At 65.0% G+C, this 19,010-nt stretch carries 18 protein-coding genes; 2 read left to right on the top strand and 16 right to left on the bottom strand.

All coding sequences use genetic code 11. From position 1 onward, the window contains the following. Window positions 1-42: 42 nt before the first annotated feature. The 11 genes from GDH07_RS22060 to GDH07_RS22010 all read right to left on the bottom strand — a co-directional run bounded on the left by GDH07_RS22060 (window position 43) and on the right by GDH07_RS22010 (window position 8,990). Window positions 43-678, bottom strand: coding sequence for an NADH:ubiquinone oxidoreductase subunit N (locus tag GDH07_RS22060; protein ID WP_152898931.1), 636 nt, complete (start codon window positions 676-678; stop codon window positions 43-45). Between the two features lie 90 nt (window positions 679-768). Then, a complete protein-coding gene (locus tag GDH07_RS22055; protein ID WP_152898930.1) occupies window positions 769-2,214 on the bottom strand; it encodes an efflux transporter outer membrane subunit in 1,446 nt (481 codons plus the stop codon). Continuing rightward, the gene (locus GDH07_RS22050; RefSeq protein ID WP_068576241.1) at window positions 2,211-3,101 is read right to left on the bottom strand and encodes an efflux RND transporter periplasmic adaptor subunit; all 891 of its coding nucleotides are present in this window, start codon (window positions 3,099-3,101) and stop codon (window positions 2,211-2,213) included. Before GDH07_RS22050 ends, GDH07_RS22055 begins: the two co-directional genes overlap by 4 nt. Then, entirely contained in the window at window positions 3,098-3,307 is a 210-nt protein-coding gene (locus GDH07_RS22045; protein WP_022643266.1) for a DUF1656 domain-containing protein, read from the bottom strand. Before GDH07_RS22045 ends, GDH07_RS22050 begins: the two co-directional genes overlap by 4 nt. Next, window positions 3,304-5,391, bottom strand: a complete 2,088-nt coding sequence (locus GDH07_RS22040; RefSeq protein ID WP_152898929.1) for an FUSC family protein — start codon at window positions 5,389-5,391, stop codon at window positions 3,304-3,306. Before GDH07_RS22040 ends, GDH07_RS22045 begins: the two co-directional genes overlap by 4 nt. After that, window positions 5,388-5,816 carry a MarR family winged helix-turn-helix transcriptional regulator gene (locus GDH07_RS22035; protein ID WP_022643265.1) on the bottom strand — a complete coding sequence of 143 codons (429 nt, stop codon included), beginning with the start codon at window positions 5,814-5,816 and terminating at the stop codon, window positions 5,388-5,390. The genes GDH07_RS22040 and GDH07_RS22035 overlap by 4 nt, the downstream gene beginning before the upstream one ends. Window positions 5,817-5,947: 131 nt before the next feature. Continuing rightward, window positions 5,948-6,229 carry a type II toxin-antitoxin system RelE family toxin gene (locus GDH07_RS22030; protein ID WP_124345436.1) on the bottom strand — a complete coding sequence of 94 codons (282 nt, stop codon included), beginning with the start codon at window positions 6,227-6,229 and terminating at the stop codon, window positions 5,948-5,950. Next, on the bottom strand, window positions 6,219-6,464 hold the full coding sequence (locus tag GDH07_RS22025; protein ID WP_085598199.1) for a type II toxin-antitoxin system prevent-host-death family antitoxin: 246 nt from the start codon (window positions 6,462-6,464) through the stop codon (window positions 6,219-6,221). Before GDH07_RS22025 ends, GDH07_RS22030 begins: the two co-directional genes overlap by 11 nt. Before the next feature lie 61 nt (window positions 6,465-6,525). Next, window positions 6,526-6,774 carry a DUF2789 domain-containing protein gene (locus tag GDH07_RS22020; RefSeq protein ID WP_152898928.1) on the bottom strand — a complete coding sequence of 83 codons (249 nt, stop codon included), beginning with the start codon at window positions 6,772-6,774 and terminating at the stop codon, window positions 6,526-6,528. 14 nt (window positions 6,775-6,788) lie between these two features. Beyond that, window positions 6,789-7,250, bottom strand: coding sequence for an aminoacyl-tRNA deacylase (locus GDH07_RS22015; protein WP_031321297.1), 462 nt, complete (start codon window positions 7,248-7,250; stop codon window positions 6,789-6,791). Window positions 7,251-7,403: 153 nt separating this feature from the next. Continuing rightward, window positions 7,404-8,990: a glycosyltransferase family 39 protein gene (locus GDH07_RS22010; protein ID WP_152898927.1), complete on the bottom strand. Its 1,587-nt coding sequence runs from the start codon at window positions 8,988-8,990 to the stop codon at window positions 7,404-7,406. Window positions 8,991-9,399: 409 nt separating this feature from the next. On the opposite strand from GDH07_RS22010, the gene GDH07_RS22005 reads away from it, so the two are divergent. Beyond that, entirely contained in the window at window positions 9,400-11,616 is a 2,217-nt protein-coding gene (locus GDH07_RS22005) for a PA5441 family protein (RefSeq protein ID WP_152898926.1), read from the top strand. Then, complete coding sequence (locus GDH07_RS22000; RefSeq protein ID WP_343038312.1) at window positions 11,586-12,332, top strand: DUF3142 domain-containing protein; 747 nt, start codon at window positions 11,586-11,588, stop codon at window positions 12,330-12,332. Before GDH07_RS22005 ends, GDH07_RS22000 begins: the two co-directional genes overlap by 31 nt. A 51-nt stretch (window positions 12,333-12,383) precedes the next feature. On the opposite strand, the gene GDH07_RS21995 is transcribed toward GDH07_RS22000, so the two are convergent. From GDH07_RS21995 to GDH07_RS21975, 5 genes are all read right to left on the bottom strand, one after another. Then, window positions 12,384-14,849 carry a TonB-dependent siderophore receptor gene (locus tag GDH07_RS21995; RefSeq protein WP_152898925.1) on the bottom strand — a complete coding sequence of 822 codons (2,466 nt, stop codon included), beginning with the start codon at window positions 14,847-14,849 and terminating at the stop codon, window positions 12,384-12,386. A 94-nt stretch (window positions 14,850-14,943) separates the two neighbouring features. Then, window positions 14,944-15,891 (bottom strand): FecR domain-containing protein, encoded by a 948-nt coding sequence (locus GDH07_RS21990; RefSeq protein WP_152898924.1) that lies wholly within the window; start codon window positions 15,889-15,891, stop codon window positions 14,944-14,946. Next, window positions 15,888-16,397, bottom strand: a complete 510-nt coding sequence (locus GDH07_RS21985; protein WP_152898923.1) for a sigma-70 family RNA polymerase sigma factor — start codon at window positions 16,395-16,397, stop codon at window positions 15,888-15,890. The genes GDH07_RS21990 and GDH07_RS21985 overlap by 4 nt, the downstream gene beginning before the upstream one ends. 71 nt (window positions 16,398-16,468) lie before the next feature. After that, complete coding sequence (locus GDH07_RS21980) at window positions 16,469-17,938, bottom strand: efflux transporter outer membrane subunit (protein ID WP_152898922.1); 1,470 nt, start codon at window positions 17,936-17,938, stop codon at window positions 16,469-16,471. Continuing rightward, window positions 17,935-19,005 (bottom strand): HlyD family secretion protein, encoded by a 1,071-nt coding sequence (locus GDH07_RS21975; RefSeq protein WP_152898921.1) that lies wholly within the window; start codon window positions 19,003-19,005, stop codon window positions 17,935-17,937. Before GDH07_RS21975 ends, GDH07_RS21980 begins: the two co-directional genes overlap by 4 nt. Window positions 19,006-19,010: the final 5 nt, after the last annotated feature.

Raw genomic sequence — 19,010 nt, 5'->3', positions numbered from 1 at the left:
CTCCAGGCTTGTGGCTTGTGGCTTGTGGCTTGGAGTTTGCCGTTAGGAAAATTCGAGCTCGAGGGCATCGAGCTGATGGTCGAAGCTCTTGAGCCGGGCGCTCCAGGTGTAGACCAGCACTTCGAAGTCGCGATCGATCACCGCGCTGTTGCCTCGGGACTCGCCACGGGGGTCGCAGAAATCCAGTTGGTAGCGCTCGCGGGCCATGGCCGTGGCGACATCCGACAGCTCCCGGGCATTGCTCAGCCAGTGGTGGCCGTCGTCGGCTTGCTTGTCGAGCCGCATGCACTGCGCCTTCAGCGCCTCCAGGCTTTTTTCCAGCGGGGTGCCGGTGAGTTCGCCCATGACCTCGGCGAAGGTCCGCCCGGGCTGCCAGTAGCTACCCCAGAAGTATCGGTCGAAAACGGTTTCGACCCGGCGCAGGGCCACCTTGGTGTCCCAGATGACCACCAGGGTCTTGCTCTGCTCGAGCTGCCTCTTCTTGATTTTCTGGCCCTGGAACGAGGACCACGCCACCACGCCAATGGCCATCACCGCGATCAACGCACTGGCGCTGTCGAGAAACACCATGGCCTTGTCGATCTGGTGGGCCAGCATGACCCCGTAGAAGTAGGTGGCAGACAGCAGTATCAGGGCGCAGAGCGCGCACCAGAAGCCCGGAGCATAAGGGTTTTTCATTATTGGAATCCCCATGGCCATCACGCTTTGATCATGGCAAGGCGCCCGGCACTCGGCGTCTTGCCAACTGATCAAAGCATAGCAACGGCCTCAGGGTTTCGTGGCTGACGGAGCTTGCGTTCGTCCGCTTTCCCAACCGCCGCCCAGGGCCAGGAACAAGTCGATCTGGCTCATCGCTACCTGGGTGTTGGCCGCCGCCAGCTGGGCGCGCATGTCGGTGTAGGTACGAGTGGCCTGCAAGTCGGCGAGGAACGACGCCCGTCCGGCCTGGAAGAAGCGGTGGGTCTGGTCCGCCGCCACCTGTGCCGACTGCTCGGCGTCGGCCAGGGCATCGCGCCGTTGCAGCTGGGCACTGTACTGGGCCAGGCCGGTCTGGGTTTCGCGAATGGCGTTGAGCACCACCCCGTCAAAATGCGCCAGGGCCGCCTGGCTCGTCGCCTCGGCTTCGCGGATGCGCTCACGGGCACCGTTGGCCGGCACCGTCCAGCTGATCACCGGGCCGAAACCCCAGCGATTGGTGGAAGCCTTGCCCAGGTTATCGAGGATACCCACGGTGCCCACGGTGGCACCGATGCTGATGTCCGGGTACAGGGCCCCGGTGGCGACGCCGATCTGCGCGGTGGCCGCCGCCAGGTGACGTTCGGCCTGGCGTACATCGGGACGGCGCTTGAGCAGCGCAGCGCCATCGCCCACCGGCAACAGCTGAGCGATATGCGGCAGCTCGGCGCAGCTGGCGGTGCCGGCCGGTAACTGGTCCACCGGCCTGGCCAGCAGCATCGACAGGCGGAACAGCCCCGACTGGCGCGCCGCTTCGTAGCGCGGCAACTCGGCCCGCAAGGACTTGAACTGGGTCTGGGAGCGGGTGACCTGGGTTTCGTCGCCGCGCCCGGCATCGCGCAGGCGCTGGGTCAACTCGGTGCTCTGGGCTTGCAGGCCCAGGGAGTGCTCGGCGATTTCCCGTTCTTCGTTGGCCGCGCAGACCTGGGTGTAGGCCCGCACCACATCCGCCACCAGGGTGATGCGGGCGATGTCCGCTGCGGCCTGGGTCGCATCGGCATTGGCCTTGGCCGCCTCGATGCCGCGCTGCAGGGTGCCGAACAGGTCGAACTGGTAGGAGGTGCTGATGGACAGGTTGCCGACGTTGGCCACCGGCACTTTCTCCGGCAGCAGGAAGGCCTCGCCAGACTCCTGCAAGCGCTCGACCCCGGCCTTGACCCCACCGCTCCAGCCACCGGCGGCCTGGGCTTCGTCCACCTGGGCCCGGGCACGGGCCAGGTTGGCCGCCGCTACGCGCAAATCGGTGCTGGAAGCCAGGGCCTGCTGCACCAGCTGATCCAGGCGCGGGTCGCGGTACAGGCGCCACCAATCGCCGGGCACCGGGGCCGAGACCACATTGGCGCCCTTGCCCGCCAACTCGCCTTGCAGGTCCGGGCGTTGCAGCGCCGCATCCTTGGGCAACTGGTAATCCGGCCCGACCTGGCAGGCCGAGAGCAGCAAGCCGAACCCGAGCAGGGCCAAACGCGCGCCGTGGTTCATTGCCCGGGCTCCTGCTTGGCCTGGTCATCGATGATCGACACCGTGGCAGTGCGCCCGGCGATCATGCGAAAGTCCGCCGGCACATCGTCGAAGGCGATACGCACCGGGATCCGCTGGGCCAGGCGCACCCAGCTGAAAGCCGGGTTGACGTTGGGCAGCAGGTTGCTGCCGCTGCTGCGGTCACGGTCCTCGATCCCGGCGACGATGCTCTCCACATGCCCGCGCAGGCGCGCACGGTCGCCCACCACGCGGATATCCACGGCCTGGCCGATATGGATGCCGTCGAGCTTGGTTTCCTCGAAGTAGCCGTCGATATGGAAGGAATTGCTGTCCACCACCGACAGCACCGGGCGCCCGGCAGTGACGAATTCCTGGGGCCGTGGCGCGCGGTCGTTGACGTAGCCATCCACCGGGCTGCGCACCACCGAGCGGTCGAGGTTGAGCTGGGCGCTGTCCACCGCCACCTGGGCCTCGGCCAGGGCCGATTGGGCCCGGGCCTCGCGGGATTGGCTCTCTTCCAGTTGCTCGCGCGGCACCAGGTTGCCCAGGCCGCGGTTGCGCTTGGCCTCGCGCTGGGCCTGGGCCAGGGTTTCCTGGCGGTCGGCCAGGTTCGCCCGGGCCTGGCGCAGGGCCAGGTGGAAGCGGTCCTGGTCGATGCTGAACAGCACCTGGCCACGCTTGACCAACTGGTTGTCCTTGACCTCTACCTGCTGGATCAGCCCGGAGACATCCGGAGCGATCTGCACGATATCGGCACGGATATGCCCGTCCCGGGTCCAGGGCGCGAACATGTAGTACATCACCATGCGCCAGACCACCACGACCGCGAAGGTCACCACCAATAACGTCAGGACCACACGACCGATGGTCAATAAAGGTTTTTTCATGTCATCAGGTATCGGCTGAGAGAGTCGACGACGCCTAGCAACAAGGCGTAGAGACCCACGTTGAACAGTGCCCGGTGCCAGACCAGGCGATAGAAATGCAGGCGTGTCAGCAAGCCATGCACCAGCAGGTACACACCATAGGTGATGCCCATCAGCACCAGCAGCGTGGGCAGGAACACCCCGCTGATATCCAGATCACCGATCATAGGGGCGCTCCATCGATGCCAGGGGGAAGGGGTGCTTCATGTTCGCCCGAGGCCACGAACTCGACGCCCGGCAACAGCGCCAGGCGCAGGCCGCTGAGGGCGTGCAGCAGGTGCCGGCGGGTTTCGTCGTCGCCTTGCAGGCGTTGGCTGTCCAGGGCCCGGCGGGTGCGATCCAGGGTCATCAGCAATGGGCTCGGCGCCTCGAGGCGCTCACCGGCCTTGAGACAGGCCTTGAAGTACTCGCCCACCTCGGCCACCACCTGGCGCAACAGGCCCTGGGCCACGCCCTGGACCCGGGGCGCATAGGCCAGCAGATCCAGCACGTTGAGCGCCACCCGCAGCTCGCGCAGGGCGACGCCGGTGTCCTGGCCAGTCATGGCCAGGCGCGGCAGGTGCTGCATCAGCCGGTCGAGCATTTGCGCGCCCATGTGCCGGTGCTCGGCAAGGGTCGCAGGCTCCGAGAGGCTGACGATGTCGCGCCAGCTGAAGCGGGTCAGGCGCTTGGCCGCCAGTTCCGAACCGAACGGCCGGGCGACCAGGGTCCAGATGAAGGCGAACAGCAAGCCGATGGGGCCTGCCAGGTTGGAGTTGGAAAAGTTCAGGAAATCGGCGTCGTAGGCGCCCTGGATACTGATGAAGGACGCAGTGTTGACGATGGTCAGGAGCATGCCCAGGTAGAACCTGGGCTGCACGGTCAGGGTGCCGACGCAGATGAAGGGCACGGCGAACACCAGCACCAGCATGGCGAAATCGTGCAGGTTGGGCAGGATCAGGAACAGGTAGAGGCTGGCGAACAGCACCGACAGCGCGGTCCAGAAGAAGAACCGGTAGATCTGCGGCGCCGGGTCATCCATGGCGGCGAAGAAACTGCAAGCCACCGCCGCCAGGATCACCGCGCTGCCGCCGTCGGTCCAGCCCAGGAGGATCCACAGCACCGAGGCGACAATGATCGCCAGCACCGTGGAGCCCGCCGAATAGAGCATCAGTCCACGATCGAGGAAGGGCGTCAGCCGGCCCAGGCGCCAATGGCGGTAGACCGCGCGCCAGGTGTCCTGGCTTTCGCACTGGATGGCGTGCTGCAGGCTACGGCAGTCCTGCCACAGGTCGATCCACTCGCCCAGGCGGTACAGGGTATTGGAGAACAGCAACTGGCTCCGGTCGTCCAGAGCCCGGGCATCGGGCTGCAGGGCTTCGAGCTCGCCGCGCAGGGCTTGCCAGCGCTGCGTCGAGGCATCCTGGGCGGTACTTTCCAGCCACTCGTCGGCCTTGGCCAGCAAGGGCGCGAAGCGTTCGGCCAGCTCCGGCGCCCGGCGCTCCAGGGCAGACAAGGCGTCGTCCAGGGCGTCCACCACCGGCAGCAGGTGGATCATCCGCCCACGCAGTTCCTTGGTGTTGCGCACCGTCTGCGGCCGCGCGCCTTCATGGGGCAACTGGCCGATCATCATTTCCAGGGTGTTGAAGGTCGCCACCATCGAGGCGCGCAGGGCACTGACCTCCTCAGGCTGCACATTGCGGGTGAGAAAGCGCCGGCTGTAGGTCGCGGCATCGGCGAACCACTTGCCCGCCGACCCGACGAACACCGGGGCCAGGCGCCGGGGCCAGAACATGCTGCCGACCACCGCCGCGCAGATGATGCCGAGGAAGATTTCCTCGGTTCGCGCTTCCGCCACGTCCCACACGGCCAGGGGGTTGTCCACCACCGGCAGGGCGATCATCGGCAAGGTGTAGCCGGCCAGCATCAGCGCGTAGTTGTTGGCCGTGCGCAGGTGCATGGACAGGAACAGCAGGATGCCGGTCCACAAGGCGATGATCACCACCAGCAGGTAGGGGCTCTGCACGAACATCGGCACCAGCAGCACCGCGGCCGAGGCCCCGAGGAAGGTGCCGATAGCGCGGTACAGCGCCTTGGAACTGGTAGGGCCGACGAACGGGCTGGAGACGATGTACACCGTGGCCATGGCCCAATACGGACGGGGCATCTGCATCAGCATGGCGATGTACAGGGCGATCATCGATGCGGCGAAGGTGCGCACGCCGTAGAACCAGTCCCGCGCGGGAGGCACACCGGTAAAAAATCCTTTCAAGATGGCTGCACCGGCGAGTGGTTGGCGGACTCGAAGGCCTGGATCACCCGCAAGGCCGCTTCCAGGTCCTGGGCACTGATGCCCGCCAGGACTTCGTGACGCAGGCGCACCAGTTCGCCCTCCACCGCCTGCACCAACTCGCGACCGCTGTCGGTCAGGCTCAGGCACTTGGCCCGGCGGTCATGGGGGTCTTCGCTGCGGCAGACATAACCGGCGGTGCATAGCTGGTCCAGCAGGCGCACCAGGGACGGGCTTTCCATGCCTGCAGCCTGGGCCACGGCGACCTGGCGCACGCCCTCGCCCAGCCGCCCGATCATCAACAGGGGCACTGCGCAGGCTTCGGAGACCCCGAAGTTGATCAGGGTGTTCTGGCAGATCCGACGCCAATGCCGCGCCGCGACCACCATGCCACTGCTGATGTTCATGTGAAGAGATTCAAGGGAATTGGGCACAAGACTGTTCGCATACTGATAGTTTGCTAACTATCAATATGACATCAACGAATATTTTCAGTCAAGTTTTGTAACAAATATCCGGGTCACGTTCCGAATGTGCGTCAACGCTTCCTGGCTTGTTCGTAAACAGCCCCGCGCTCGCGCTTACCAACTGCGACAACAGCCACCACAACGCGCTGCTCGATAACCTTATAGACCAGCCGATAACCCGAGGCCTTGAGCTTGATCTTGTAGCAGTCGGGTAAACCGTACAGGGCATCTGCTGGGACTTGGGGCATTTGCAGCCGTTGCGCAAGCTTCTTCTTGAATTGCTCGCGAAGCGTATGGCCCAGCTTGTTCCACTCCTTGAGCGCCGAAGGCAGGAACTCGAGTTTATAAGTCATCCAGACTGACCGGGACGGGAGTCTCCTGACTGCGCGCCCGAACGATCTCGGCCAGTTCCAGATCGTCCAAACGCTCCATCAACGCTTCGAAAACTTCGGCAGGAATCATGTAGCCCATGACCCGGTTGTGGTTCAACACAGCCACCGGGCCACCTTGAGCGCCGTTCAATACCGCTGAAGGATTCTTCTTCAACTCAGATACGCTGACGGCTTTGTCAGCCAGGATACTTTGCATTTTCATGACCTCAATTCAGGTCATGATTCTGGTCTAAATTATCGCTCCCAACAACCACAGCTCATCCTCCTCCCCGCCCCTTCCTCAACAACACATCCAGTTGGTCCACCACCTCGGCCCAGTCGGCATCGTCGAGGATTTCATCGCGTAAAAAATCCGCCTGGCTCTTGCTCCAGAAAAACGCATCCGCCAGGTGCAGTTCCGGTTTCAGCGGGGAATGGGTGGTGATGAAGCGGTCGATGCTCACCGGGTCATCGGCCAGCCCCAGTTGCTTGAACAGCGCTGGCAGGTTGTGGGTCGGTGATTCCATGGTAGGGCTCCTGATCAGTGACAGACTTCGCAGACCTCGGCATTGGGCACCATCCGCAGGTATTCGGCCATGCTCATGTGCACCAGGCTGTGGTGGTTTCCGGCCTCCAGGTAGATGTCTTTCTGGCGGGTCAGCAATGGGTCGATGACCACGTCCAGCCCGTAGGACTCGCCCAGGGCCGGCACCGCGCCACGCTCGCAGTCGTTGAACAGGTACGCCAGGGTGCTTTCCCGGGTGACTCGCCACTGGTCGCTGCCGCGTACCTTGTCCAGGTCCAGGTGGCGGCTGGCCGGCAGCACCGCCATCAGGTAGCGCCCGTGCTGGTCGTCGAGGATCACCGACTTGGCCAGGCGCTCCGCCGGCACTCCCGCCACCCGAGCCGTTTCCAGGCTGCTGGCCGAATGGGGATGGGTTACCAGGTCGAACTGGCAGTGGGCTTGCTCCAGACTGTGTTGCACGGTTCTTGCCATACGCATGATGCACCTCGGTGCCCCGGCCACGGGGACAGGACTGTGACTCCCTGATGCAAGTCTAGGCCGGGTGCGGCCAGGTGCCGGAACAACTTCCCAACGGTGATCCCGGACACTCGCGGCGAGCCGGCGTTATCCACAGGCCGGGAGAGCGCCTGCTCAGCGCCCCGGACAAGCCCAGTCGCAGGTTTCATAGAGCACGGCCTGGGTGTCGCCGCCGGCATGTTGGTCGAGCTTGCGCCAATGAGCTGGAATCACTGGGAATTCGTCCGGATCGACCCGGCTCATCACCAGCCAGACCCGTCCATTGCCCGGCGGCAGGTCGTCCAGGCGATCGAGGCTGACCTCGGCGTTTTCATCGATCAGGGTGCCGAAGCCATAGCGGTTGGGCCGGGTCGACACGCCTGCCGCGCCAGGCGGCGTGAACAGCCGCGGAGCGATATGGCTGCGGTCGTAGTAACCCCAGGTCAGGTACCAGAACATATCGCCTAGCACCACCTGGTCGCCAGGCAGGGTATGGCGATTCATGTACTCGACCATGTTGTTGAACTGGTCGTCGGCATCCACGGTGTAGTTGTTCTTCAGGCCCACTCCGAACACCGCCAGCACCACTAGCAGCAGCGCCACGGCCAGGATCTTGAAGCGTTGCGCCAGCCGGTCGATGGCCAGGGCCAGGCACAACGGTAGCCCGAGGGCTGGCACCGTCAGGTAGCGCTCGATGAATACCGGGGAGATGAACGACACCGCGAACACCAGCAAAAGAGGCAAGACGCTGTAGATCACCAGCAAGGTAGCCAGGCGGGATCGGCTGCGATCGCTGCAAAGCAGGTAGGCCAGCACCGCCGCCAGCAATGCTGGCAGGCTGACGAACAACCACCAGGGCATGCTTTCGCCATCGTCCTGGGCCAGCAGTTGCCAGATCATCGAAGGCAATGAACGCAGGGTGACCGGTGGCTCCCAGCCGACATCGCCGCCGGCCTTCAATTCATCCATGTGCAGCAGCAGGTCCACCAGCCCCGGCAGCCAGGGCAGGAACAGCAGCACGATGACGACGTTGGCCCACCACCAGCTCCGGCGCCGCAGGAAGTGCCGGGCCGTTTCTTCCTGGGGCCGGGCCAGGGCCAGGTAGAGCCAGTGCGAGACCACGCAGAACGCCGTGAAGTAGTGGGTATAGAAACCGGCCGCCATCAGCAACGCGTAGATCACCAGGTAGCGGCGGCGATGTGGCGCCCGCACCCAGTAGACCAGGGCCAGGGTCGCTCCCAGCAGCCACACCCCCAGCAGCGAATACATGCGCACTTCCTGGCTGTAGCGCACGGCGGTAGGCAGCAGCGCCAGCAGCAGGCAGGCCAGCAGCGTGGCCCGCCGGCCGGCCACCAGGCGCATCAACCAGGTCCCGAGGAATACCGCGAGCGCCCCAGGCAACGCACTCATCAGGCGGATCGACAGGATCGAATCGCCGAACAGGCCGATCCAGCCATGCAGCAGGAGGAAATACAGCGGCGGATGGACATCGTAGGCGGCGTGGCTCCAGATGCCCGCCAGCGGGAACTGGGCCAACAAAACACTGGATCCCTCGTCGCCCCAGATCGCCGCCGCCGTCAGCTCGTAGAAACGCAAGGCCAGGGCCAGCAACAGCAGCGGCACCAGCCAGGGTTCACGAAGCAATTGCGCCAGGGGCTGCGAATGCGTGACAGCCTGGCGATACAGCTGCTTGGCCGTTTGCTCGGTACTCGGTACGCCCATCACCACCCTCTGCCGATAGATCTGCGCTCCCACCCGGAGCCATGACGCGCTGATTGTAGGCCAGAACCCCCGGGGCTTGTGCGTAATGCCGATCAGTCAAGGAGCTTGTAGGAGCGAGGCTTGCCGGCGATGGACTTCAGGGCCTTGCGCCTATCCAGTAGACACGCGCTACCGGCTGCTCCTACAGGGGATCACCTTGCTTAAGTGAACAGCGTGACCTGGCTTGTCCGGGACCTACAGTTGCGCGCGCTTCGATAAATCACCCGCCTTCGCTACGCGCGCAGCCGCGCTGTCGATCGGCGCACAGCAGAACCGGGCGGATGGCCATATAATCCGCGCATCGGCCGTCCACCTCACTCATCAACAGCTGAAGGCTTGTCCTGATGGCCTCCTGAATTAGGGACAATTCATGCGCATCGCTCTCCTCTCGTCATTGCTCCTGGCCACTCTCTGTGCCGGCCAGGCCCAGGCCAGCTCCGACGACTTCTGTGCACCGACCTGGAAGCTCTACTCCCACCGACTGGACGGCTGCAGCAACCTGCCCTTCCTCAGCCCAGGCAACGACAGCCGGGTCAACCTGCGCCTGTTGATGGCCGACCAGGGCAGCCTGGCGCTGGTGCCCCGCGCGCTGACCAAAGATGACCTGAGCCTGGGTTTCGGCCCCGTGCCCTTCCCGACATACCGCTTGCGGCCACTGGACCCGGCGGACGAGCACGACGGCGACAGCGCCAAGGCAAGCCAGTCTCCCGCTGCCACCGAGCTCAACAGCCGGCTGCAGGCCCTGGGCATCTCCCGCGACAACCAGAAGGCCGCCGGGGACAACTTCATCGAGGGCGAAGGCAGCCGCTGCCGCAGCAACTCGGACGCCAGCGCCCTGGCCTTCGTCGCTCAACTGGACAACCCGCAACTGAGTCCCGCTGACCGCCAGGCCCTGGCCCAGGCCCGGATCAAACTGCTGGGAGCCTGTTCCTGGGAAGCCAACCCGCTGGACGACCTTCTGCCGGCAAACCTGGCTTCTGCCCCGGCTCGCGACCTGGCCAGCTATCTGCAGGCCAGCGTCCAGTTCTATGACGGTCACTTCGATGACGCGACCAGGGGCTTCACCAGCCTCAAGGACAACGCCCTGCCCTGGCTGGCCGAGACGGCCACCTACATGCTGGCGCGCACCGCTCTCAACCAGGCCCAGCAGAACGCCCTGGACGAATGGGGCACGGTCAACCTCAAGCTTGTGGATAAGTCGGCGCTGCAACAGGCCGGGGCAGGCTTCGATGCCTACCTGAAAACTTATCCACAGGGGCTCTATGCCGTGTCCGCCCAGGGGCTGATCCGCCGTGTGCACTGGCTGCAAGGCGATACCCGGGCCCTGGCCGATGACTACGGCCAGCAACTGACCCGGAGATCGGACAACTCCGACGACAAGCGCCAGGACGACCTGGTGGCGGAGATCGACTACAAGCTGCTGGACAATCCCGACGCCGATATCCGGGTCCCACTGCTGCTGGCGGTCCGGGACCTGATGGACATGCGCAAAGATCCATCGTCCAGGCTGACCCGCGAAGCCTTAACGCAACACAAGGCCCTGTTCAGCGAGCAACCGGCCTTGTACGACTATCTGCAAGCGGCCTTCACCCTGTTTGTCGAGCAGCAGCCAGCAACAGCGCTCAAGCAATTGCCGACGCAGATTCCAGCCCAACTGGACTACCTGGCCTTCAGCCAGCAGACCCTGCGCGGCCTGGCCATGCAGGCCCAGCAAGACTGGAAGGGCGCAACGCAGCTGTGGCTGCAACTGCTGCCCCTGGCCAAGCAACCGTTGCAACGCGAACAACTGGAACTGGCCCTGGCCTACACCTACGAACGCAGCGGCGAACTGGCCAAGGTGTTCGCCGCCGACTCGCCGATCGAGTCCGCCCAGGTGCGCGCCATCCTCCTGCGCCATGTGGCCTCGCCCGAGCTACTGCGCCAGCAAGCTCGCCAGGCCGATTCGCTCGAGGAACGCAACACCGCGTACTTCGTCCTGCTGTACAAGAACCTGACCCGTGGCCGGTACGCCGCCTTCACCGAAGACTTGCACAGCGTCAACCAGGGCCTGGATACGAGCCAGGGCAAGGGCGTCCTATCCAACGACAACATCGGCAACTACCTGGGCTACATCTACGCCGACGGCCCTTCGCTGCAGGTGTTCGACTGGAATGGCCAGGGTGAGGCGGGCGAGAGCGCCAACTACACATGCCCGGGCATTGCCGAGACTGCGGCGAGCTTGCAGAAAGACCCCAAGTCCCCCGCTAGCCTGTTGTGCCTGGCGGAGTTCATACGGCTGAACAACTTCGACCAGATGCCCCTGGATACCAAGCCCGAGGCCGAGCGCCTGGGCGGCACCCCGGACCAGTTCCCGGGCAGCACCTACTCGCGGCTCGACAGCTACCGCAAGGTGATCGACAACCCCAAGGCCAGCCGCGATGAGCGGGCCTTCGCCCTGTACCGGGGGATCTACTGCTACGCCTCCTCGGGCAACAACCGCTGTGGCGGCAAGGGTGTCGAGCCAGAGGTACGCAAGGCCTGGTTCCGCCAGTTGAAGACCAAGCTGGGGGACACCCAGTGGGCCCAGTCGCTGCGTTACTACTGGTGAGAAAATACCTGGGCTGCTGCCTGTTGCTGCTGTGGCTGTGCTGGACGAATCCGGCGGCCGCAGCGGTGGACGCCGCCGACCACGATGCCTTCTGGCTGTGGAGCGGCGTCAAGACCCAACCGGTGCTGGCCCAGGCCAGGACCCTGTACATCCTCCAGGGCCAGGTCAGCCGTTCACGGCGCCAGCCGGCACGGGGTGTCGAGCTCATCGCCCAGGGCCTGCCGGTGTCGCAACTGCGCCAGGAACAGGTGTGGGTGGTGTATCGCGCCCACACCCTGGCCTGGCCAGAGAAGGTCTACCAGCAGTTGCTGGGCCAGGTGCAGCGCTGGCAGAACAGCGGCACCCGGGTGGTGGGTATCCAGATCGACTTCGACAGCGGCACCCGTGACCTGGAGCGCTACGGCCAGTTCCTGCGGGACCTGCGCCAGCGCCTGCCGGCGCAGTACCGCCTGAGCATCACCGGCCTGATGGACTGGGGCAGCAACGCCGACCCGCAAGCCATCGGCCAGCTCAAGGGCGTGGTGGACGAAGTGGTGGTGCAGACCTACCAGGGCCGCCACAGCATCGCCAACTATGGCGCCTACCTGCCGCGCCTGGACCGCATGGGCCTGCCCTACAAGGTCGGGCTGATCCAGGGTGGCGCCTGGGAGGAACCGCAGGCGCTGCGCGACAGCCCCTGGTTCAAAGGCTACGTGGTGTTCCTGCAGAACCCCTGAAGGCATGGCGCGGCTGGCCCGCCAGTGAACCGCTGCGTTCGACTCGCCCCCTTACCAGTCGTAGGTCAGGCTCGAGACCATGGTGCGCCCCTCGCCGTAGTAGCAGTCCCAGTCACTGGTGCAATTGGCCACATAGGTCTTGTCGGTGACGTTCTTCACGTTCAGCGCCAGCTTCACGCCCTTCCATTGCAGGGGTGATTTTTCCAGGTCATAGGACAGGCTGGCATCGAACACGGTGTAGGAAGGAATCTGGAACGCCCCCTCGTAATCGGTGCCATAGCTGCTTTTGACGTAGCGCGTCCCCACGCCCGCCCCGAGGCCCGCCAGGGGTGTGTCACCGAGGAGGGTGTAGTTGAGCCACAACGAGGCGGTCAAAGGAGGCATGCCCGCCGGGTGCCGCCCTTCGCGCCCATCATTGTCCTTGGTGTACTTGATGTCGTTGCGTGACGCCGAGGCGGTGATATCCAGGGATTCGCTGAGGCTGGCCTTGGCTTCGAACTCGATGCCCCGGGAGCGAATCGAGCCGGTCTGGACATTGAACCCGGGGTTGGCCAAGTCGACGCTGAGCATGTTCTCCTGGTCCAGCTGATAGACCGACACTTGCACGAAGCTGTCCTGGCCCGGCGGCTGGTACTTGATGCCCACCTCGTACTGCTTGCCGGTGGACGGTTCGAACACGCTGTTATGCACATCGGTGCCGCTCAACGGCAGGAAGGATTCCGAATAGCTGGCAAAGGGCGCCAGGCCATTGTCGAACAGGTACACCAACCCGGCACGGCCAGTGAAGGCCTGGTCCCTGGCATTGGTATGGCTACCACCGAGCGGCGCCTTGTTGTCGGTCTCTGCCCAATCCTTGCGACCGCCCAGCACCAGCACCCATTTCTCGTACTTGATCTGGTCCTGCAGGTACAGGCCGGTCTGGATGATGGTGTTGTCCCACTGGTAAGGACGCGCGAAATTCAGCGACTGCCCATAGGTGGGCGTGAAGAGGTCGATGATCGGCGGGTTGAAGTCGTACTTGCCATCGAACTTCGAGTTGGAATGGTAGTAGTCCAGGCCCATCACCAGGGTATGGCGCAAAGGCCCGGTATCGAATTCCGCCTGGGCGATGCTGTCCACGCCGTAGACCTTGTTGTGCTGCTTCCAGTCCACTCCGTAGCGGGTGCTGTAGCGCTGGTCGTCGAGCCCGGTCCTGGGGTTGCTGACGAACCTGTAGCCATGCAGCGGGGCACGATAATGGTCATCCACATCGGCATAGCGAGCGTTCTGCTTGAGGGTCCAGACGTCGTTCAAGCGATGGGAAAACTCATAGCCCAATACATACTGCTGGCGGTCATAGGCGTTGACCCCAGGCTCGCCAAGGAACAGGTCGCGATCGATCTTGCCATTGGGGTTGCGAAACACCGTGCCCACGCTCGGCAGACCCTGGGCCTCGGGTACGTCGTTGTCCTTCTGGAACTGGGCGAACAGCGTCAACTGGGTATCGTCGTCAGGCCGCCAGGTCAGGCTGGGAGCGATGAACTGGCGCTGCTGCTGGACGTAGTCGATTTCCGCCTGGCTGTCGTTGGCCAGACCGGTCAGGCGATAGAGGAACTGCCCCTGCTCATCCAGCGGGCCGCCCAGGTCCAAGGCGATGCTCTTGTGGTCGTAGCTGCCGGCCTCCAGGACCAACTGGTGCAAAGGCGTGGCAGTGGGTCGCTTGCTGACCATGTTGACGATACCGCCCGGCTGGTTCTGCCCGTACAGCACCGAAGCCGGCCCCTTGAGCACCTCGATGCGCTCCAGGGAATACGGCTCGATCTGCAGGGCACCACCGGTGCTGCCGCCGCCATAGGGCAGGTGCAGGCCGTCCAGGTACATGGGGATCGGGGCGAAGCCACGGGAGGTGGGTTCGTCGAAGATCTTCACCCGATCGGCGAAACCGCCACCGGTCATGCCAGGCGTGTACAGCAGAGCCTCGGTCACGCTGTGGGCGCCGCGGGCCTTGATTTCCTTGGCGCCGACCACGTTGATGGTCTGCGGGATCTCCACCAGTGCCGAATCGGTCTTGCTGCCCGTGGCGCTGCGCTTGGCCACCAGCCCCGGCACCGCGCCCCAGGCATCCTCGTCGAATTGGGTAGCGCCTACCCGCGTGGGAGACAGTTGCAGCCCCCCATCCTGGGGCAAAGGTTGCAGGCTCCAGCTGGAACCGCTCTGCACCGCCTGCAAGCCACTCCCGGCCAGCAGCGCTTGCAAGCCCTGGGCGACCTCGTAGCGGCCCTGCAGGCCAGCGCTGTGCTTGCCGGCGGTCAGGCTCGCATCCACCGACAGGAGGATTCCCGAGGCGCTGGCAAAACTGTTCAGTACCTGGTCGAGACTGCCTGCAGCGATCTGATAATCACGCGCCTGGCTGTGGCTGGCGCTATCGGCCAGGGCCAGGCCTGGCATCACCGGAGCGATAGCCAGCAGGGCGATGAGGGCTCGGCGTCGGGCAGCAGGGCCCGGGGTCAAGATGGATGCGACGGTCTGGTAAGGCATTCCTGAACTCCCCATGAGAATGCGTCTTGATCGGTTTCATGAGGTATCCCGGACAGCTCGAGAATATCGACAACCACCAGCACAACTTTTTTCTTCAGGCGCGCGGCTTGAGGGTCACCCAGTAGCGGGTCACCCTGTGCACCTGCACTGGCAACGATCGCTCCAGGGCCGCGAGCACTGCGTCGCTGTCCGCCAGGGGAAAGACACCTGTGAGCAGCAAGCCGGCCACTTGTTCGTCGCAGCGCAGTATCCCCGGGCGATACCGCGCCAGCTCGGCCACGAACTGCCCCAGCGGTTGGCGCTCGGCCACCAGGCGGCCCTGGCTCCAGCTGCTGGCATTGAGTTGCGCCGCCTGCCTGGCCGAGACCTGGTCGGCGCGGAACCACAGGCGTTCACCGGCATTGAGTTGCAACGCCGGGGCGTGCCTGGGGCTGACACGCAACGCCCCCTCGTACAGGTCGATGCGGGTGCCACCGTCCAGCTCGCGGACGGCAAAGCGCGTGCCCAGGGCCTGAATATCGCCAGCGGGGGTTTCGACGATCAGCGGCCTCGGGTCGTGGCCGCTGGTCAACAGGATTTCTCCCTGGACCAGGCGGATACGTCTTTCGCTGGCACTGAACAGGACATCGACGGCACTGGCGCTGTTGAGCTCCAGGAGACTGCCATCGTCCAGGGTCAGGTGGCGGATCTCGCCAGTGGCGGTATGTTGCCCGGCGAAGGCCGCGCGCCAGGGCTGGCTGCCTTGCACCAGGTAACCGCTGCCACCGGCCATCAGTAGCAGGCCAAGCACCTTGAGCGCCGCGCGGCGCTGATGGTCCACAGGCTGGGCCAGCAGCACATGGGAACTATGCTCCGGCACGCTGCCCAGGGTCCGTTGCAATTGCTGCAGGCGCTGCCAGGCCCGGCGATGCTCAGAATCGGCTCGCTGCCAGGCGGCAAAGGCCTCGCGCTGCGCTGCATCGAGCTCGCCGTTCCAATGCAGCATCAGCCACTCACTGGCCTGCTCGACCACCGCGGGATCGATCGGTGCCTGGTCCTTCATTCTTCGTAGAGCACCTGATAACAGGCCTGGATCGCCCGGATCATGTACTTCTGCACCGAGCTGACGGACACCTCCAGGCGCTCGGCGATCTGGGCGTAGCCCAGCCCTTCGAACTGCGACATGACAAAGGCCTGGCGGACCTTGTCGGGCATCCGATCGAGCATGGCGTCGATCTGCATCAGGGTTTCAAGAATCAGCGCGCGGCTTTCCAGCGAAGGCGTCTGCGGTTCCGGCAGATGGGCGATGCTTTCCAGGTAGGCACGCTCGATGCGCATGCGGCGCCATTGGTCGATCACCAGGTTGCGCGCGATCTGCGCCAGGTAGCTGCGACCTTCCTGGTGACCGGGAAGACGCCCGGAAAGCAAAAGGCGCAGGAAAGTATCCTGCGCCACGTCGGCTGCATGCTCGCGATCGCCCAGGCGCTTGCGCAACCAACCCTGCAACCAGCCATGATGATCCTGATACAGGCGATGGACCTGCGCTTTGCCGTCAGTCGTTGCTTCCATGAATGGAACCGCGCACATGATTGAGAGCAATTATCATTACACTTTTTGCAACAACCAGGCAAAGCGCGTTTTCACCGGGCCGGGGCAGACGCCTGGAGCGGGTATACCGACTCCCAGCCACCGCCCAGGGCCTTGTACAAACCGACCATGGCCAGGGATACCCCGGCGGAGCTTTCCACCAGCTGTTCCTGGGTGGCCAGCAAGGCGCCCTGCACGGTCAGGACGTTGACGAAGTCCACCACCCCCTCGATGTACTGCTGCTGCGCGGTACGCAGGGCGATCTGGTTCTGCCGCACCGCCTCGGCGAGGCTGTCGCGCCGCAGTTGGCTGGCGTTGTAGCGAGTCAGCTGGTCGTCGATTTCATGCCAGGCCCGCAGCACGGTCTGCTGGTAGGCCACCGCCGCTTCCTGCTGCTGGGCTTCACGCAGCTTGAGCACGCCGCGCAGGCGACCGCCGTCGAACAGCGGCAGGCTGAACTGCGGGCCGAAGCTGTACTGCCGGGAGTTCCAGGAGCCGAAGTCCGCCAACTGCATGGCCTGGGAGCCGAAGTTGCCGGACAGGGTGATGCGCGGATAGAAATCCCCCTTGGCCACGCCGATGCTGGCCGTGGCCGCATGCAACCGCGCCTCGGCCTGGCGGATGTCTGGACGGCGCTCGGCCAGTTGCGAAGGCAGGCCGATCGCCAACCGCACCGGCGGCTGCGGCACTGGCGCATCGCCGGCCAACTCCTTCTGCAAGGCCTGGGGCGGCTCGCCCAACAGCAGGCTCAGGGCATTGATCAACTGCGCCTGGCGCTGCTGCAACTCCGGCAGGCGCGCCTCGATGGTGGCGACCTGGGCCGCGGCCTCGGCCACGTCCAGGTCGGTGGCCACCCCGTCGGCCAGGCGCAATTGCGAAAGCTTCAGGCTGTGGCGCGCGACCTCCAGGTTCTGCTCGGTGACGGCCCGGGTGCTTTGCACGCTGCGCAATTGGATGTAGTCCTGGGCGGTTTCCGCCAGCACCGACAGCAACACTACGCGCCGGTCATTTTCCGCCACCTCCAGGCTGGCATCGGCGGCCTCGGTCTCGCGCCGCACGCGGCCCCAGAAATCCAGCTCCCAGGAGGCCGAGAAACCGCTTTCCCAGAGGTTGAAGTCGGACTTGCCCTGGTGCCCGGAAGGGTCGTTCAGGCCTTCGCTGCTGTTGCGCTTGCGTCCATAGCCGCCATTGGCGGCAGTGCCGGGATAGCGCTGGGCGGTGATCACCTGGCGCGCTGCCCGGCTCTGCTGCAAGCGACTGGTGGCCAGTTGCAAGTCGAGGTTGTCGGTCAGGGCCCGACGGCTCAGGGCCGACAGTTGCGCGTCGGCGAACACTTCCCACCAGCGCTCTTGCAGGGTGCTGTCCACCGCCTGGCTGTCGGCGGCCTGTGCCGGCGTCGGCCAGGCCTGGAGCTGGGTGGCTTGGGGCCGCTGGAAATCCGGGCCGACAGTGCACGCCGCCAGCGCCAACAAGCTCACCGCCAGCAGAGTACGGGCTCCGTGGCTGCTGTATTCGCGGCTCATCGCTGGGTCACCTCACGGGCGCTGGTGGCGGAGCTGCGGGTATCGACGCTGGCTTCCACCGACATGCCCACGCGCAGGCGCTCGGCCATGGGCTGGTCGGGGTCCAGGAGGATCTTCACCGGGATGCGCTGCACCACCTTGGTGAAGTTGCCCGTGGCGTTGTCCGGCTTCACCGCGGCGAAGGTCACGCCAGTGGCCGGGGCCAGGCTTTCGACACGGCCATGCAGGGTCTCGCCGCCGAGGCTGTCGACACGCACCTCGACCACTTGCCCGGCGTGCATGGCAGTGAGCTGGGTTTCCTGGAAGTTGGCCACGACATAGGCCTGCTGCAATGGCACCACGGCAAGGATCTTGCTGCCGGGGGTGACGTAGGCGCCGACCCGCACCGCGCGCTCGCCGACCATGCCGTCGACCGGGGCGACGATGCGGGTGTAGGACAGCTCGTAGCTGGCCATTTCCAGGGCCGCCTGTGCCCGTTTCAGGCCACCTTCGGCGGCATCGCGCTGGGCGGTGAGGATTTCCACCTGCTTGCGTTCCGCCGCCAGGGCCGCCGTGGTCGTCGCCAACCGGGCGCTGGCCTGGTCGATGCGGGTACGTGCTTGCTGGGCGTTCTGCACGGTGCCGGCGCCGACCCCGGCCAGGTGGTTGTAGCGATTGAGTTCATGCTGGGCGAAATCCAACTCGGCCCGGGCAGCCACCACCGCGGCCTGGGCCTGGGCGATCACCGAGCTCTGGCGGTCCAGGGTCGCCCGGGCGTTCTGCAATTGCGCCTTGGCCACCAGGGTCTCGGCGTCCGCCGCCTGGGCCGCGGCCCGCAGGTCGCGATCATCGATCAGCGCCAGCAGTTGCCCGGCCTTGACCTGCTGGTTGTCTTCCACCAGCACCTCCTTGATGAACCCCGCCACACGGGGCGCCACCAGGGTGTAGTCGGCGGCGATGAAGGCATCGTTGGTGCTCTGTTCGCTGGAGCGGCCGAACAGCCCCGGCGCCACCAGGTAGGCGAGCACGCCGAGGGCCGCTACCGCCGCCACCGCGACGGCGATCTTGTCTTTGCTTGCAATAGTCATGGGAA

The sequence above is a fragment of the Pseudomonas piscis genome (assembly GCF_009380155.1).
Taxonomy (GTDB): domain Bacteria; phylum Pseudomonadota; class Gammaproteobacteria; order Pseudomonadales; family Pseudomonadaceae; genus Aquipseudomonas; species Aquipseudomonas piscis.
The sequence above is the reverse complement of the archived record's forward strand: the minus strand, read 5'-3'. Positions and strand labels throughout refer to the sequence as shown.